General features: G+C 62.6%; 13 protein-coding genes. 2 read left to right on the forward strand and 11 right to left on the reverse strand.

Annotated features, from left to right (window positions below; translation table 11 throughout):
* Positions 1 to 2: 2 nt before the first annotated feature.
* From RHIZ70P_RS03565 to RHIZ70P_RS03605, 9 genes are all read right to left on the reverse strand, one after another.
* Entirely contained in the window at positions 3 to 1,145 is a 1,143-nt protein-coding gene (locus RHIZ70P_RS03565; protein ID WP_115668968.1) for an acyl-CoA dehydrogenase family protein, read from the reverse strand.
* A gap of 9 nt (positions 1,146 to 1,154) precedes the next feature.
* Positions 1,155 to 2,339: an acetyl-CoA C-acyltransferase gene (locus RHIZ70P_RS03570; protein WP_115668969.1), complete on the reverse strand. Its 1,185-nt coding sequence runs from the start codon at positions 2,337 to 2,339 to the stop codon at positions 1,155 to 1,157.
* Positions 2,340 to 2,473: 134 nt separating this feature from the next.
* Positions 2,474 to 3,643: a phenylacetate--CoA ligase family protein gene (locus RHIZ70P_RS03575; RefSeq protein ID WP_115668970.1), complete on the reverse strand. Its 1,170-nt coding sequence runs from the start codon at positions 3,641 to 3,643 to the stop codon at positions 2,474 to 2,476.
* Positions 3,644 to 3,668: 25 nt separating this feature from the next.
* Positions 3,669 to 4,493, reverse strand: coding sequence for an ABC transporter ATP-binding protein (locus RHIZ70P_RS03580; protein ID WP_115668971.1), 825 nt, complete (start codon positions 4,491 to 4,493; stop codon positions 3,669 to 3,671).
* Positions 4,494 to 4,553: 60 nt separating this feature from the next.
* Complete coding sequence (locus tag RHIZ70P_RS03585) at positions 4,554 to 5,840, reverse strand: ABC transporter substrate-binding protein (protein ID WP_115668972.1); 1,287 nt, start codon at positions 5,838 to 5,840, stop codon at positions 4,554 to 4,556.
* Between the two features lie 77 nt (positions 5,841 to 5,917).
* The gene (locus RHIZ70P_RS03590) at positions 5,918 to 6,994 is read right to left on the reverse strand and encodes a branched-chain amino acid ABC transporter permease (RefSeq protein WP_115668973.1); all 1,077 of its coding nucleotides are present in this window, start codon (positions 6,992 to 6,994) and stop codon (positions 5,918 to 5,920) included.
* 4 nt (positions 6,995 to 6,998) lie between these two features.
* Entirely contained in the window at positions 6,999 to 7,985 is a 987-nt protein-coding gene (locus RHIZ70P_RS03595) for a branched-chain amino acid ABC transporter permease (RefSeq protein WP_115669070.1), read from the reverse strand.
* Positions 7,986 to 8,014: 29 nt separating this feature from the next.
* Complete coding sequence (locus RHIZ70P_RS03600) at positions 8,015 to 8,842, reverse strand: ABC transporter ATP-binding protein (protein WP_115668974.1); 828 nt, start codon at positions 8,840 to 8,842, stop codon at positions 8,015 to 8,017.
* Complete coding sequence (locus RHIZ70P_RS03605; protein ID WP_115668975.1) at positions 8,839 to 10,806, reverse strand: long-chain fatty acid--CoA ligase; 1,968 nt, start codon at positions 10,804 to 10,806, stop codon at positions 8,839 to 8,841. The genes RHIZ70P_RS03600 and RHIZ70P_RS03605 overlap by 4 nt, the downstream gene beginning before the upstream one ends.
* A gap of 193 nt (positions 10,807 to 10,999) precedes the next feature.
* On the opposite strand from RHIZ70P_RS03605, the gene RHIZ70P_RS03610 reads away from it, so the two are divergent.
* Together RHIZ70P_RS03610 and RHIZ70P_RS03615 are read left to right on the forward strand one after the other, a co-directional pair.
* Complete coding sequence (locus RHIZ70P_RS03610; RefSeq protein ID WP_115668976.1) at positions 11,000 to 12,919, forward strand: PAS-domain containing protein; 1,920 nt, start codon at positions 11,000 to 11,002, stop codon at positions 12,917 to 12,919.
* Positions 12,919 to 13,623 (forward strand): response regulator transcription factor, encoded by a 705-nt coding sequence (locus RHIZ70P_RS03615; protein WP_181903928.1) that lies wholly within the window; start codon positions 12,919 to 12,921, stop codon positions 13,621 to 13,623. Before RHIZ70P_RS03610 ends, RHIZ70P_RS03615 begins: the two co-directional genes overlap by 1 nt.
* Positions 13,624 to 13,644: 21 nt before the next feature.
* Here RHIZ70P_RS03615 and lpdA read toward each other — a convergent pair whose 3' ends face one another.
* Both lpdA and RHIZ70P_RS03625 read right to left on the reverse strand, forming a co-directional pair.
* Positions 13,645 to 15,039 (reverse strand): dihydrolipoyl dehydrogenase, encoded by a 1,395-nt coding sequence (gene lpdA / locus RHIZ70P_RS03620; RefSeq protein WP_115668978.1) that lies wholly within the window; start codon positions 15,037 to 15,039, stop codon positions 13,645 to 13,647.
* Positions 15,040 to 15,043: 4 nt separating this feature from the next.
* On the reverse strand, positions 15,044 to 16,351 hold the full coding sequence (locus tag RHIZ70P_RS03625) for a dihydrolipoamide acetyltransferase family protein (RefSeq protein WP_115668979.1): 1,308 nt from the start codon (positions 16,349 to 16,351) through the stop codon (positions 15,044 to 15,046).
* Position 16,352 lies beyond the last annotated feature (1 nt).

The raw sequence follows: 16,352 nt of genomic DNA on the forward strand, positions 1-16,352 counted from the left end.
CCTCAAGCCTCGGCCAGAACCGAGCGCGCGATGATCAGGCGCATGATCTCATTCGTCCCTTCCAGAATCTGGTGAACACGCAGGTCGCGGACGATTTTCTCCACGCCGTAATCCGCCAGATAGCCGTAGCCGCCGTGCAGTTGCAGTGCACGGTTCGCAACCTCGAAACCGCTGTCCGTCACATGCTTCTTAGCCATGGCGCAAAGCCGCGTCGCCTCCGGCAGTTTTGCGTCCAACGCGGCGGCTGCCCGCCACAGGAAAGTGCGCGACACTTCGACATCGGTCGCCATTTCCGCGATGGCAAACTGCAGCGCCTGGAATTCGTTCAGCTTCTGGCCGAAGGCCTTGCGTTCGCCGGTATAGGCGACAGCCTTTTCCAGGGCCGATTGCGCACCGCCGAGCGAGCAGGCGGCAATCGAGGTGCGCCCGCCGTCCAGCGCCTCCATGGCCAGCTTGAAGCCGGCTCCTTCCGGGCCAAGCATTGCATCCGCCCGCACGCGAACCCGATCCAGCATCACGGTGCGCGTCGGCTGGGCGTTCCAGCCCATCTTCTTTTCATTGGCACCGAAGGTGATGCCCTCTGCATCCTTTTCCACCAGAAATGCGGAGACACCCTTCGCACCGGGCCCACCGGTGCGCGCCATCACCACGTAGAGGTCCGTCGCGCCGGCACCGGAAATGAACATCTTCTGGCCGGAGAGCACGTAATCGTCGCCGTCGCGTTCGGCCCGTGTGGTCAGGGCCGCCGCATCCGAGCCACAGGACGGTTCGGTCAGGCAATAGGAAGCCAGGATCTCGGCGCTGCAGAGCCGCGGCAGATAGGTCTTTTTCTGTGCCGTGCTGCCATGCTTGTCGATCATGGTCGCAACCATGTTGTGGATCGAAAGGTAAGCCGAGATGGCGGCGCAGCCTTTGGCGAGCGCCTCATAGATCAGCACCGCCTCGAAACGCCCGAGTCCCGAACCGCCAAACTCTTCCGCGACCATGATGCCACCGAGACCCAGCGAAGCGGCATTGCGAATGACATCGACGGGAAAATGTCTGGCCTGATCCCACTCGAGTGCGCGCGGCGCGATCTCGTCCTGGGCGAAGCTCTCGGCCATGTCACGGATAGCGGTCTGTTCTTCGGTCAGGGAAAAATCCATCGGCTCAGCTCAATTCATTCTTTCGAAGGCAATTGCCGTCGCTTCGCCGCCACCGATGCACACACTGGCGACGCCGCGTTTCCCGCCGCGCTCATGCAATGCAGCGAGCAGCGTCACCAGAATACGCGCACCCGATGCACCGATCGGATGGCCAAGGGCGCAGGCACCGCCGTTCACATTCACCTTGTCGGCAGGCAGATCGAGATCGCGCATGGCGGCCATGGCCACCACCGCGAAGGCCTCGTTGATCTCGAACAGGTCGACCTCACCCGCGGACCACCCGGTGCGCTCAAAGAGTTTTTGCATGGCGCCGATCGGCGCCGTTGGAAACAGCCGGGGCTCGCTGGCATAGCTGACATGGCCGACAATGCGGGCCAGCGGCGTAAGTCCACGCTTTTCCGCCTCGTCCAGGCTCATGAGAACCAGGGCTGCCGCCCCGTCGCTGATCGAGGAGGCGTTCGCCGCCGTCACCGTGCCATCCGGCCGGAAGGCCGGTTTGAGATGCGGAATCTTGTCCGGCCGTGCATTGCCGGGCTGTTCATCGGTAAGGACCATGGTCGCGCCGCCTTTTCCCGTCACGGAAACCGGTGCGATCTCGCCGGCAAACCGCCCTTCAGCAATGGCAGCCTGGGCCCGCGACAGGGACCGCAGCGCATATTCATCCTGCGCCTCTCGCGTGAATTGGTAGGCCTGCGCGCATTCCTCGGCAAAGGTGCCCATCAGACGGCCCCTATCATAGGCATCCTCAAGACCGTCGAGGAACATGTGGTCGAGGACCCGGCCATGGCCCATGCGATAGCCCGCGCGGGCGCGGTCGAGGAGGTAGGGCGCATTCGACATGCTCTCCATGCCGCCGGCAATCATGATTTTTGCGTGCCCGGCCTTGAGGGCATCATGGGCCATCATCACCGTCTTCATGCCCGACCCGCACATCTTGTTGACTGTGGTGGCCGGGGTGGACACAGGCATGGCCGCACCCAGCGCCGCCTGACGGGCCGGCGCCTGTCCCTGGCCCGCCGAGAGCACGCAACCCATCAGGACTTCATCCGCATCGGCGCCCTCGACCTTGGCACGCTCCAGCGCGGCAGCTATCGCAACCGCGCCCAGTTCCGCAGCCGTCTTTCCCGACAGCGCTCCCTGAAAACCGCCCATCGGCGTACGGGCTGCGCTGACGATGACCACATCATGCCGCATGCTCTTCTCCTCTTGCCGTCTGCATCACCATCCCGATGCCGGGAATCCCAGCCAGAGAGTTGTACGCCCTGCCGTTGAAAAAAACAGGGCCATGGCAAAGCGCCACTTCCCGGACAGGCATGGATCCGACACGGCTATTCATAGCTGCGGCGATCCTCGATGACCTTTCCGTCATTCGGTAATGCGCCGGGCGGCAGCAATTCCACATGGGCCCGCATCTTCAGCGTCGCGACGATACTGGGCTCATAAAGCGCCGGATTGGTGGCCCGCGTCTCGATTTGCACCGTCATAATGTCCATTTCGCCTTCGCGGCTGGCCACCACCCGCGCCCGCGCGATTTCGTCATGGCGCGCCACCAACTGGGCCACCTGCTCGGGCCGCACGAACATCCCCTTGATCTTCGTGGTCTGGTCGGCACGGCCCATCCAGCCCTTGATGCGACGGTTGCTCCGTCCACAGGGGCTGGTGCCGGGCAGGATGGCCGAGAGATCGCCCGTGGCAAAACGGACAAGCGGGTAATCCGGATTGAGCGAGGTGACGACAACCTCGCCCACTTCGCCATCCGGCACCGGTCGGTCAGAGCCCGGGCGAACGATCTCGACGATCACGCCCTCGTCCATGATCAATCCCTCCATGGCGGGCGATTCATAAGCGATGTTGCCAAGCTCGGCCGTGGCATAGACCTGCAGGCAACTGATGCCACGGTCAGCGTAGTACTGCCGGAGGCTGGGAAACAGGGCACCGCCGGAGACGGCGGCACGATTGATTGTCAGGCGTTCGCCGAGTTCGTCGGCCTTTTCGAGGATGATCTTGAGATAATCCGGTGTCCCCGCATAGACCGTGGTGCCGATATCGGCGGCGGCCCGCACCTGCAATTCCGTCTGGCCGGTACCGGCGGGCAGGATCGCAGCCCCTACCGCCCGCGCCCCGTTTTCGAAGATCATGCCGGCCGGCGTCAGGTGATAGCCGAAGCAATTGTGCACGATATCTCCGCGACCGACGCCCAGCGCATGCAGGAAGCGGCCCATGCGCCACCAGTCATGGCTGACGCCGCCGGGCTCGTAGATCGGTCCCGGCGACTGGAAGTAGTGCACGATATCGCCAACCGGCAGGCCGCCGAAGGGAGGTTTCGCCTTCTGCCGCTCGGACAGTTCCGCCTTGCGCAAGACCGGCAACGACGCGAGGCTGGAGAGTTTGTCCAATGGCCGCTGCCCCTGGCGCTCGAGCAGGCCGTTGAGGAGGGTCAGCTGGCCGGCTTCGCGCTCGTCCTGCGAACGGGTTTCGAGGGTGTCAAAATGGCTCATGATGTATGTCCTTGCCTTGCCGTCCTCATGCCAGCCACCGCTTGCGGCGACGATAGCTGCGGACGTCGCGGAAACTGTTGCGTCCCTTATCCGACATGCCGAGATAGAATTCCTTGACGTCCGGGTTTTCGCGCAGGTCCTTGGCCGGGCCATCCATAACCACGCGACCGCTTTCCAGGATGTAGCCGTAATGCGCATAGCGCAGCGCCACATTGGTATTCTGCTCGGCTAGCAGGAAGGCGACCCCTTCGCCCTCGTTCACCGCCTTGACGATCTCGAAGATCTGCTCGACCAGTTGCGGTGCAAGCCCCATGCTGGGTTCATCGAGAAGAATGGTTTCCGGCCGGCTCATCAGCGCCCGGCCGATGGCCGTCATCTGCTGCTCGCCGCCGGAGGTGTAGCCGGCCTGCGACTTGCGCCTGTCCTTCAGCCGCGGAAAATAGGTGTAGACCCTGTCGAGGTCGCGCCGGATTTCGGCCTTGCTGTCGCGCCGGGTATAGGCCCCGGTCATCAGGTTTTCCTCAACCGTCAGGTGCTCGAAGCAGTGGCGACCCTCCATGACCTGGATGACGCCACGCCGCACCAGATCGGCCGGAGACAGATCCTGCACGCGGTCGCCGCGGTAGACGATCGACCCCTTGGTGACCTCGCCGCGCTCGGATTTCAGCAGATTGGAGATCGCCTTCAGGGTCGTCGTCTTGCCGGCACCGTTGCCGCCCAGCAGCGCGGTGATCCCGCGATGCGGCACGCACAGGCTGACGCCTTTCAGCACGAGGATGACGTGGTTGTAGATCACCTCGATATTGTTGACCTCAAGCAAGGCCTCGTTCGTGTTCGTCGCGTTCTGCATGGATGTCGTCCCGGCATGAGGTTCGAGCTGCCCCGGCAGGAAGCCGGGGCAGCTTCAGGCTCAGTTGCAGCGTTCGGCGATCTTGTTTTCCGCGGCGTAGGCTGCGGAATCATCCATCACCAGCGGCGTCAGCACCTCATCGTCAGGCGCAATGAAGTCGGTGATCAGGCTCCACTTCTTGGCGGAAGGGTCCCATTGCTGGACGAGGGCGGCACCCGGTCCACCATGATCGGCGCAGGAAGCCTTGAACGGCTGGCCGAATTTCGGCAGGCCGAGCTCGGCCATACGCGCCTCCGTGATCTCCAGTTCCTCGAAGCCGTTGCGCAAATCGGAGGCGGTGATCGCCGACTTGCCGGTGATCTGCTGGGCCTTGCGGATGGCTTCCGAGATGACGAGCGCTGCATACATGCCGCGGGAATAGAGAACCGAGCCGACCTGGTCGCCCGCGCCGCTCGCCTTGCCGGCATCAATCACATATTTCTTGAGGTCGCCGTAGACCGGGTAATCCATGCCGGTCCCATGCATGGCCAGCGACTTGTAGCCTTTGGCACCCATGCCGGCCGGCATGACATCGTGCTCGGCGCCGGACCACCACACGCCGATGAAGTTCTCCATCGGGTAGTTGATGTTGGACGCCTCCTGGATGGCCACGGCATTCATCACGCCCCAGCCCCACATCAGCACGTAATCCGGCTTTTCACGGCGGATTTGCAGCCACTGGCTCTTCTGCTCCTGGCCGGGGTGATCGACGGGGATCTGCAACAGATCGTAACCGTGCTTCTTGGAAAGCTCGGTCAGCGTTCGGATCGGTTCCTTGCCATAGGCCGAATTGTGGTAAAGCAACGCGACCTTCTTGCCCTTCAGGTCTCCGCCGTTCTGGTCGAGCAGGTAGCGGATGGCGACGCTTGCCGCATCCCAGTAATTGGCAGGGTAGTTGAAGACCCATTCGAACACCTTGCCGTTCGCAGCCGAGGTGCGGCCGTAGCCCGGCGTATAAAGCGGAATGCCGTCGGCCGCGGTCTTGGGGATCAGCTGATAGGTGATGCCGGTCGACAGCGGATTATAGACGAGTGCGCCATTGCCCTTGGTCGCCTCATAGCACTCGACGCCTTTTTCCGTGTTGTAGGCCGTCTCGCATTCCGGGACGACGACCTTCTCTCCGCCGATACCGCCATCTCGCTCGTTGAGAAGGGTGAAGTAGTCGTTGAAACCATCGGCATAGGGGATGCCCCCGGGCGCATAGGGTCCGGTTCTATAGGACAGGTTCGGCACGATCAGATCGGCAGAGGCCGGCATGCTGGTCATCAGCATGGTCGCCGCCGCAAGGGCTGCAAGCGTCTTCTTCATCTCATTTCCTCCCAACAAAGATGACTTCACTTCAGGACCGCAGCTCCTCCGCTACGGCATTCACACGTGGCCCGCCGTCAGTGCGGGAAGGGCCACAGGCGCAGTTTCTCCTTGGCGACCCGCCACAGCTGGTTCAGCCCATGCGGTTCGGCAATGAGGAAGACGATGATCAGGCCGCCGACGATGATCAGTTCGAGATGGGCGGCCAGATCCGTCGCCCAGCCGAACTGGCCGACGAAAACATTCTTGAGAAACACCGGCAGCAGAACCAGGAAGGCCGCGCCGGCAAAGCTTCCGAAGATCGAACCCAGCCCGCCGATGATGATCATGAACAGCACCAGGAAGCTCTTCTGGATGCCGAAGGCCTCACCCACCTCGACCGCGCCGAGATAGACCGAGAAGAACAGGGCGCCGGCGATGCCGATGTAGAAGGACGAGACGGCGAAGGCGGTCAGCTTGGCGGTCAGCGGATTCACCCCGATGATTTCGGCGGCGATATCCATGTCGCGGATCGCCATCCAGCGGCGGCCGACGGAACCGCGCGTCAGGTTGCGCGCCAGCCAGGCCAGGGCAAACAGGATGACGAGACAGAACATGTACTTGGCCCAGGCCGGCGTGTTGGCGCCGGTCACCGCGATGCCGAACAGGGTGCGTTCCGGCGCGGTGATCTGGCCGGAGGCCGAATAATTGTAGAACCACGGAACCTTGTTGAAGAGCCAGACCAGGAAGAACTGGGCAGCGAGCGTTGCAACCGCAAGGTAGAAACCCTTGATCCGCAAGCTGGGCAGGCCGAACAGCACGCCCACCGCAGCCGTGATGAAGCCTGCCAGCAGCACAGGCACGATGATCGGCAAGCCGGGCATGGCCGTCATCAGCTTGTAGCAGGCATAGGCGCCGACGGCCATGAAACCGCCCGTGCCAAGGCTGACCTGACCGCAATAGCCGGTCAATATGTTGAGGCCGATTGCAGCGATTGCATAGATCAGGAACGGTACGAAGACGGCATTGGCCCAATAGTCGTTGATGAGGAACGGGATCACGCCGAAGGCGATCGCCACTACGACATAGTAGCGGATGCGGTCGAACTTGATCGGAAAGGTCTGGCTATCCGCCACATAGCTGGTCTTGAAATCACCGGCTTCACGATACAGCATAAGTTCACACCCTTTCGATGATGCGCTCGCCGAACAGGCCCTGCGGCCGGAAGACGAGGAAGGCGAGCGCCAGCACATAGGCGAACCAGTTTTCGGTGGCGCCGCCGACCAGCGGGCCGACGAAGAACTCGAACAGCTTTTCGCCCATGCCGATGATGAGGCCGCCCACGATCGCCCCAGGAATGGAGGTGAAACCGCCGAGCATCAGAACCGGCAGGGCCTTCAGCGCTATCAGCGAGAGGCTGAACTGAACCCCTGATTTCGAACCCCACATGATGCCGGCGACAAGGGCGACGACGCCGGCAATCGACCAGACCAGAACCCAGATGAAGCGGAGCGAAATGCCGACCGAAAGCGCTGCCTGGTGATCGTCGGCGACCGCCCGCAAGGCCCGGCCCTGCTTGGAATATTGGGAAAATACGGTCAGCGTCAGGACCAGCAGGGCGGCCACCACCGCAGCCACGATATCCAGCCGGTCGATGAAGAAACCATAGCCGAACCAGGCGTTCGTGGTGCTTTCTATGCTTTCGCTGACACCCTTTGGCAGGCCGACATCGAGCCGTTTGATGTCGGCGCCCCACATCACGTCGCCGAGCCCCTCGAGGAAATAGGCAAGACCGATGGTTGCCATGAACAGGATGATTGGCTCCTGGTTGACCAGATGCTTGAGGATGAGGCGCTCGACCAGCACGGCGAGCAGCGTCATCACCGCAACGGTGATCAGGATTGCAGCAACGGCCGGAACGGTAAAACCGAAATGGTGGTAGTTCGTGCCGAAGATCGCATTGATCAGATGGGCGAAAGGCACCTGTCCTTCCATGACGCCCACCAGGGTCAGCGCGGCGAACAGGGCCAGGACCCCTTGCGCATAATTGAAGATGCCGCTGGCCTTGAAGATCAGCACGAAGCCGAGCGCCACGAGTGCGTACATGACGCCTGCCATCAGCCCGTTCATCATCACTTCAAGGGCGAAGAAAATCGTATCAGGCATGAAGCCACCCTCCCGCATCGTGAGCCGAGCTATTCATGGGCGACCCCCAGATAGGCGTCGATGACGGACTGGTTGTTGCGCACCTCATCCGGCGTGCCGTCACCGATCTTCTTGCCGTAATCCATGACGACCACGCGGTCGGAGAGGTCCATGACGACGCCCATGTCGTGTTCGATGAGGGCGATCGTCGTGCCGAATTCGTCGTTCACGTCGAGGATGAAGCGGCACATGTCCTCCTTCTCCTCGACGTTCATGCCGGCCATCGGCTCATCGAGCAGCAGGAGTTTGGGCTCCGCGGCCAGCGCGCGGGCCAGTTCCACCCGCTTCTTCAAGCCGTAAGGCAAGCGCCCGACCGGGGTCTTTCGGATTGCCTGGATTTCCAGGAAATCGATGATCTTCTCGACCTTTGCGCGGTGCTCCGTCTCCTCGCGCTGTGCGGCGCCCCACCAGAGCGCCTGCTGGAACAGCCCGCTCTTCATCAGCGTCAGGCGACCGGTCATGATGTTGTCGAGCACGCTCATGCCGTCGAACAGCGCGATGTTCTGGAAGGTGCGGGCAATGCCCTGGCGCGCGACGTCGAAGGGCTTCATCTGGGGCCGCCGTGCGCCGCGAAACCAGACCTCGCCCTCCTGCGGCACATAGAAACCGGAGATGACGTTGAGCATGGAGGACTTGCCGGCGCCATTGGGACCGATGATCGAGCGGATCTCGCCTTCGCGTATGTCGAAGCTGATATCGGTGATGGCCTTCACCCCGCCAAAACGCAGGGTAATATTCTTCATTTCCATCAGAACGCCGCCGATCTTCCGGCCATCGGCGGTCGTGGTATAGTCCGCGAACGGGGTCTGCGCGTTCATGCCGCCTCCCTCCGCTCGACCGTCGCCTGGGTTTCGACATCGACGATCTTCAGCGTCGCCTTCAGTATGCCCTTGCGTCCATCTTCATAGGTGACTTCCGTTTCCGTGCTGATCGTGGCGGAGCCATCGTAGAGAGCCGCGATCAGATCGGCATACTTCTCGGCAACGATGTTGCGGCGGACCTTGCGCGTGCGGGTCAGTTCGCCGTCGTCGGCATCCAGTTCCTTGTGCAGGATCAGGAAACGGTGGATCTGGCATCCGGCCAGCATGCTGTCCGCGGCAACCGAGCGGTTCACCTCTTCCACATGGCCGCGGATCATCTCGTAGACCTGATCGTGCGCAGCCAGTTCCTGATAGCTGGAATAGGCGATGTTGTTACGCTCGGCCCAGCTGCCGACAGCGGTCAGATCGATATTGATGAAGGCACAGCAGAAGTTGCGGTCGGCGCCGAAGACCACGGCCTCCAGGATGTTGGGATAGAATTTCAGCTTGTTCTCGACATATTTGGGCGCGAACAGCCGTCCATCCGCCATCCTGCCGACGTCCTTGGCGCGGTCGATGATGCGCAGGTGGCCGGTCCCCGGTTCGAAGAAACCGGCATCTCCCGTCGCCACCCAGCCTTCGGAATCCTTGGTCGAGGCCGTGCTTTCCGGGTTCTTGAAATATTCGACGAAGGTGCCGGGCCCACGATAGAAGACCTCGCCACTTTCGGCGATCTTGACCTCGACGCCCGGCGAGGGCACGCCCACCGTGTCGGAGCGCACTTCGCCGTCGGGCTGCTGCGTGATGAAGACGCTGGCCTCCGTCTGGCCGTACAACTGCTTCAGGTTGATGCCGAGCGAACGATAGAAGTCGAAGATTTCCGGCCCGATCGCCTCGCCGGCCGTGTAGCCGACCCTAATGCGGCTGAAACCCAGCGTATTCTTCAGCGGCCCATAGATGACGAGATCGCCCAGCCGGTACTTCAGCCGATCAGCTGTCGATACCGACTTGCCATCCAGAATCGACGGCCCCACCTTGCGGGCATGCTCCATGAAATAGCGGAACAGCCATTTCTTGAACGGAGCGGCGTCTTCCATGCGGATCATCACATTGGTCAACTGGCCTTCGAAAACCCGCGGCGGCGCGAAGAAATAGGTCGGGCCGATCTCGCGCAGATCGGTCATCATCGTGGCGGCGCTTTCCGGGCAGTTGACGCAGAAGCCGGCCCACATCGCCTGCCCCATGGAGAAGATGAAATCGCCGACCCAGGCCATGGGCAGATAGGCGAGGATTTCTTCGCCAGGTCCGAGACGGTCGAAGGCGCAGGTGTTTCGCGACGTCTCTATGATGTTGCGGTTGGACAGGACCACGCCCTTCGGCTTGCCGGTGGTGCCTGAGGTGTAGAGCATGACGCACGGATCGTCATAAGTCAGGGCCGCGATGCGGCGATCGAGTTCCGCCTCGAACCGATGATGGGCGGCACGGCCCTCGGAGAGAACGTCAGCCCAGGCGTTCATCCGCGAATGGTCATATTTGCGCATGCCGCGCTTGTCGACATAGACGACCTGGTCGATGCACTTGATCCGCTCCTGCACCTCGATGACCTTGTCGACCTGTTCCTGGTCGCCGCAGACCACGAAACGCGTGCCGCAATGCTCCAGCACGTATTCGGCCTCTTCGGCCACCGCATCCTGGTAGAGAGGCACAGGCACCGCACCGCACATCTGTGCCGCCACGATCGACCAGTAGAGGGAAGGACGGTTGCGTCCGACCACGGCGACGAAATCCCCGCGCTGCAGGCCAAGGGCCAGAAACCCCATGGCAAGCGCTCGCACTTCGGCATGCGCCTCCTCCCAGGTCCAGGCCTGCCAGATACCGAATTCCTTCTCGCGATAGGCTGCGCGCCGCGGATGTTCCCGCGCATTGCGCGCCATCAAAGCCGGAATGGAGACAAGGCCCGATGCGGGCTCCCGTTCTGTCATTGACGTCCTCCCCTTGAGCCCTTGGCGGGCCTGAACGCCCCCGGTCTTCGTGCCGATGCTCCGTTCATGGCGGGCAAGCTCGCAGTGAAGCTTTTCGGCAGTTTTTCGACAACCTAACGAATTGTAACAGCCATGGATTGCCCCCTTTCCCGATGTGTTCCCGAATGATAGCCATGGGTGAGGGAGACATCGGATGCCCATATCCGAGGAGGAGCATAACGGCCTCATGCGTACGGGGCTGAACCTGATTAGCCAGGCGCTGTCGATCTTCGACAGCGAACTGAAACTTGCGGTCTGCAATCGCCGCTACCAGGACATGTTCGACTTTCCGGACGCCTTCGTGACGCCCGGCGTGAGCTTTGAAGATACGATCCGTTATCTTGTGCTGCGCGGCGAGTACGGCCCGGTCGACGATGTGCAGGAGGCGGTGGGGTCACGCGTGCAGGCCGCGCTTGCCTTCGTGCCGCATTATCTGGAACGCACGCGCCCCAATGGCCGATGGGTTTCGGTCGAGGGCTTCCCCCTGCCGCAGGGCGGATGGGTCAGCGTTTACACGGACATCACGGAGGTGCGCATCCAGCAGCAGATGCTGCGCACACGATCCGTAGAACTGTCCGAACAATTGCTATCGAACACCGAGCGTCTGTCGGAGACGAACCGGGAGCTTTCGGCCGCCAATACCGCACTGGAAGCGGCGAAGAACCAGCTGGCGGAGATGGAGGCGCGGACCCGCCTGACCACGGAAATGATGCCGGCGTACATCGCCCATGTCGACCGCAACCTGCGCTACACTTTCACCAATCGCCGCCTTTCCTCAGTTCTTCCCGGGCGTCCGTCGCAGATCATCGGGATGACCGGCCTGGAAGCACTGGGCGAAGCATCGTTTGCGACGATCAAGCCCTATCTGATGCGAGCCCTTTCCGGGGAGCCCTGCGTCTGCGAGTTTACCGACGAGGATTGCGGGCGGCGAATTCGAACCGCCTTCACGCCGGATCGCGTCGGTGACGGCCCGATCCAGGGCGTCTATATTCTCTCCACCGATATTACCGAAGAGTGCCAGGCCCGCACGGCTGTGCTTCAGACCCGCAAGCGCGAGCTGGCGGCCCAGCTGACCTCGGGCCTTGCCCATGATTTTGCCAATCTGCTGACGATCATACTCGGCCTCCAGACGCGGCTGGCGCAGATGGAGCTCCCGCCCGGCGCCGCTGACCTCGTGACATCGACGCTTGCGGCCGCACGGCGCGGAGGAACCTTGATCGACCGCATAGCCTCGATTTCCGGGCAGAAGCAGCTTCGGCCGGCTCCGGTCGACCTCTGCGACTTCATCCGCGATCTGGCGCTTCTCGCCGGACCGGCTCTGGGTGATCACATCAGTTTCCAGCTCGACATGCAGGAGATCGAGGATCAGCTGTTCCTGGACGCTGGCTCCTTGCAGGATTCTCTTTTGAACCTGATCCTCAACGCCCGCGATGCCATTGGCGACAAGCCGGGCAAGATCACGCTCGGCGTGCGAGCCGTGCACAAGTCCTGGATCGAATTCTGCGTGCTGGATACCGGATGCGGCTTTTCGCCAGAGGCACTGCAACACGCCTTCGATCCGTTTTTCACCACAAAAGGGGGCGAAGGTTCGGGGCTCGGTCTGTCCATGGTCTATGACCAGGCAACGATATCGGGCGGAAGGGTGCGGCTGGCGAACCAGTCGGACGGCGGCGCGCGGGTGGAACTGCGTCTTCCCTATCGGCCGGCGAGCAAGGAGGAGCCGCGACGCATGGTGCTGCTGGTGGAAGACAGTGATGACATTCGCGAAAGTGTTCGCGAAATGCTGCGATCGCTTGGACATTCGGTGGTCGAGGCTGAGAATGCCGACGAGGCGGAAAGGCTGGCCGATCTTCCGGAGCTCGACCTCGTACTCACCGATATTCGCCTGAAAGGCACGCGAACCGGCCTTGATCTGGCTGATGCGCTTCGCAAACGCAGCGGCAAGCCTATCGGATTGATGACCTCACTCCCGGAATCTTCGCCCTTGCGCATCGCCGCCGCCGAACGGTTTCCGCTTCTGCCCAAGCCTTTCGATAACCAGACCCTCAATCGCTTCCTGCCGACGGTGATCTGATGAGCCAGCCACTCGTTGCCATTCTTGATGATGAACCGCAGATCCGCCAGATCCTGGCGGAGGCGCTTGGCGATGCGGGCTTCCGGACCATGACATTCGGCCGAGCGAGCGAATTCGAGGCGGCCCTCAAACAATGCGTGCCGGATGTTTGCCTGGTGGATCTTGGCCTGCCGGACCGCGACGGCCTGCTCCTGGTGCACCGGCTGGCGCTCGATTCCGGCGCCGCCATCATCATCATTTCCGGCCGCGCGCAGGTGCAGGATCGTGTCATGGGGCTGGAACTGGGCGCCGATGACTACATCATCAAGCCGTTCGAGCCGGCGGAAATCGTCGCGCGTGTGCGCGCACGCCTGCGCAAGGGACGCCAGGTGGCCGAACGGACGACGCAGACCGCCCGTTTCGAAGGTTGGACCGCGCTGTTTGACAGCTACACCCTGGTTTCTGACATGGGCGAGCAGATTTCGTTTTCCAATGCGGAGGGCCAGGTGCTGCGCCTCTTTCTGGAGCGCCCGCGCCGGCTGATTTCCCGTCCGCAGATGCAGGAAAGCCTGGGTGGCGTTGCCGGCGAGAGCTTTGATCGGGCCATGGATGTGCGGATCTCACGCCTGCGCACCAAGCTGGGTGAGGATCCGAAGAACCCGTCGCTGATCAAGACGATTTACGGGGCCGGCTATATCTTCCTCGGAGATGTGCACTGGGAATGACGAAGGCGGTGCCGGCGCCGATCAGGCGTGCAGCGCTTTGCCGAGCCCCATCAGGGCGGCCTCCTGTACCGTCTCGCCCAGCGTTGGATGCGCGTGGATCGTCGCGGCGACATCGGTAAGTGTCGCGCACATTTCCAGGGCAAGGGCGAACTCCCCTGCCATTTCGGCGCAGGCCGCGCCGACGGCCTGGATGCCGAGAACAAGGCCGGATCGCTTGTCGAAGACGATGCGCACGAAACCGTCCGAGCGCTCCAGCGTCAGGGAACGTCCATTGGCCCGCAGAGGATAGCTGGCAATACCGACATCCTTGCCCACCGCATGGGCCTCACCCGGCAAAAGGCCCGCCACGACGATCTCTGGATCGGTGAAGCAGACAGCCGGAATGACCCGTTTCTCCCATCGGCTCGCCTGCCCGGCAATCCCCTCCGCAACGATCTCGCCCTGCGCCATGGCGCGATGCGCGAGCATGGGCTCGCCTGTGACATCGCCGATGGCATAGACCTGGCGCATGGAGGTCTGTCCCCTGTCATTGCACCGGATGAAGGGACCATTCCTGTCGAGACCGAGCGCCTCCACGCCGACCTCCTCCAAGACCGGGCGGCGGCCAACGGTCACCAGCACCTTGTCCGCCGCGATCCCGCTGCTCACGCCGCCGGCCTTGACGGCCAGCATCCGCCCGGCCTGGTCATAGCCTTCCGCGACGGCATTAAGATGCACGTCCACGCCCAGCGCCTTCAGCCGCGCCAGAACAGGTCGTGTCAGCTCTTCGTCATACTGCGGCAGAAGTTGCGACTTGGCCTCGACGATCGAAACCCTGGCGCCAAGCTTGGCATAGGCGGTGCCGATTTCCAGGCCGATATAGCCGCCGCCGACCACCGCCAGTGTTTCGGGAACCTGCGAAAGCGAAAGCGCCTCGGTCGAGGAGAGGATATTGCCGCCGAACGGCAGCAACGGCACCTCGACGGGCCGCGAGCCCGTGGCGATCACCAAATGCTCGCAGACGATCCGCAGGTTACCGTCGGCCGTCTCGACGGAGACGGTCTTGCCATCGAGGATGCGCGCCGTGCCCTCGATCTGTCTCACGCCCGCCTTGCGCAGAAGGCCTGCAACGCCGCCGGTCAATTGCCGCACGACGCCGTCCTTCCAGGCAACCGTCCTTTTCAGATCGATCGCGGCAGGGCCTGCCGAGATACCGAGCTTGGAACGGCCGCCCGCCGCCTCGCGCAAGGCATGGAATTCACCTGCCGCATGGATGAGCGCCTTGGAGGGAATGCAGCCGATGTTGAGGCAGGTACCGCCGACGGCTTCCTTTTCGACAATGATGGTGTCGAGCCCGAGCTGGCTCGCCCGGATGGCGCAGACATAGCCGCCCGGACCGGCACCGATGACGAGAACCTTGCAAGATTGATCGGCCATTGCCTCAGTCCTTCATGAAGATCATGGCGGGCGTTTCGAGCAGCGTCTTCATTCGGTTGACGAAGATGGCCGCATCATAGCCGTCGACGATGCGATGGTCGAAGCTCGCCGACAGGTTCATCATATTGCGTGGCACGAACGCGGTGCCATTCCAGCTCGGCCTGATCGCCATGCGATTGATGCCGAGGATCGCCACTTCCGGCTTGTTGATGATCGGCGTGGTGGCGATCGCGCCGAGCGGGCCGAGCGAGGTGATGGTGATGGTCGAGCCCGACAGTTCCTCGCGCTTTGCCTTGTTGGCCCGGCAGGCGTCCGACAGCCTGGTGATCTCGGCGGCCATGCCGAACAGATCGGCAGACTGCGCATTGCGCAGCACCGGGACCATCAGGCCATTCTCCGTCATCGTCGCGATGCCGATATGCACGGCGCTCGAATATTCAACCTCGTCGGCTACGTCATCATAGCGCGCGAAGATCTTCGGGCAGGACTGCTTGGCCTTGACGAGCGCGGCCGCGACCAGCGGCAGCAGCGTCAGCTTCGGCCGATCGCCGCGCGTCTCGTTGAGCCTCGTCCGCAGGGCCTCGATTTCGGTGACATCCACCTCCTCGATGACGGTAATGTGCGGAATACTGGCATTCGCCTCGCTCATGCGCCGGGCGATCATGCGGCGAAGCCCGGTGACCTTCACCGTCTCGAGGTCTTCGGGCGTCGTGCGGGACAATCCGGATTTTGCTGCCTGGCCCTCCCCTGCCGCTTGGAACAGGCGGTCGAGATCCTCATGCGTCACGCGCCCGGCGGGTCCCGTTCCCTGCACCTGCCGCAGGTCGATGCCACCCTCGCGGGCACGCTCACGCACCGCTGGTGCGGCAAGCACCGCGGCACCTTCCGGCCGGGGCGGGATTGCCGTTTGTGGCCGATGCGGCTCGGGTTGATTGGTTCTAACCGTCTGGCCGTCATCCTGCGCATCGAGGGCCAATGACGGCCTCTCGGTCGGCGTCTCCCGCACCGGCACAGTTTCCTGCGCTGCCGGCTGCGTCTCTTGCATCGCCTGCAAGGCCTGGGCCTCACCTGCATCTTCCTCGATGCGCACCAGATCCGACCCTATGGCCATGATCTGGCCGACCTCTTGCGCGGTCCAGACGACCGTCCCGCTATACGCCGAGGTGATTTCAACCGTCGCCTTGTCGGTCATCACGGCAGCGATCGGATCATCTTCCCGCACGAGATCGCCGGGCTTCACCAGCATTTCAGCCAGTTCGGCTTCGGTAACGCCTTCGCCCACATCCGGCAGCTTGATCGTTCTGATCACCATG

Source organism: Paenirhizobium selenitireducens ATCC BAA-1503 (assembly GCF_900492185.1).
GTDB lineage: Bacteria > Pseudomonadota > Alphaproteobacteria > Rhizobiales > Rhizobiaceae > Allorhizobium > Allorhizobium selenitireducens_A.

Excerpts from the sequence above, each read along its gene's own strand:
- RHIZ70P_RS03565 (WP_115668968.1), bottom strand. The coding sequence starts at position 1,145 with ATGGATTTTTCCCTGACCGAAGAACAGACCGCTATCCGTGACATGGCC.
- RHIZ70P_RS03610 (WP_115668976.1), top strand. The coding sequence starts at position 11,000 with ATGCCCATATCCGAGGAGGAGCATAACGGCCTCATGCGTACGGGGCTG.
- RHIZ70P_RS03615 (WP_181903928.1), top strand. The coding sequence starts at position 12,919 with ATGAGCCAGCCACTCGTTGCCATTCTTGATGATGAACCGCAGATCCGC.
- RHIZ70P_RS03575 (WP_115668970.1), bottom strand. The coding sequence starts at position 3,643 with ATGAGCCATTTTGACACCCTCGAAACCCGTTCGCAGGACGAGCGCGAA.
- RHIZ70P_RS03590 (WP_115668973.1), bottom strand. The coding sequence starts at position 6,994 with ATGCTGTATCGTGAAGCCGGTGATTTCAAGACCAGCTATGTGGCGGAT.
- RHIZ70P_RS03605 (WP_115668975.1), bottom strand. The coding sequence starts at position 10,806 with ATGACAGAACGGGAGCCCGCATCGGGCCTTGTCTCCATTCCGGCTTTG.
- RHIZ70P_RS03580 (WP_115668971.1), bottom strand. The coding sequence starts at position 4,493 with ATGCAGAACGCGACGAACACGAACGAGGCCTTGCTTGAGGTCAACAAT.
- RHIZ70P_RS03570 (WP_115668969.1), bottom strand. The coding sequence starts at position 2,339 with ATGCGGCATGATGTGGTCATCGTCAGCGCAGCCCGTACGCCGATGGGC.
- RHIZ70P_RS03625 (WP_115668979.1), bottom strand. The coding sequence starts at position 16,351 with ATGGTGATCAGAACGATCAAGCTGCCGGATGTGGGCGAAGGCGTTACC.
- RHIZ70P_RS03600 (WP_115668974.1), bottom strand. The coding sequence starts at position 8,842 with ATGAACGCGCAGACCCCGTTCGCGGACTATACCACGACCGCCGATGGC.
- lpdA (WP_115668978.1), bottom strand. The coding sequence starts at position 15,039 with ATGGCCGATCAATCTTGCAAGGTTCTCGTCATCGGTGCCGGTCCGGGC.
- RHIZ70P_RS03595 (WP_115669070.1), bottom strand. The coding sequence starts at position 7,985 with ATGCCTGATACGATTTTCTTCGCCCTTGAAGTGATGATGAACGGGCTG.
- RHIZ70P_RS03585 (WP_115668972.1), bottom strand. The coding sequence starts at position 5,840 with ATGAAGAAGACGCTTGCAGCCCTTGCGGCGGCGACCATGCTGATGACC.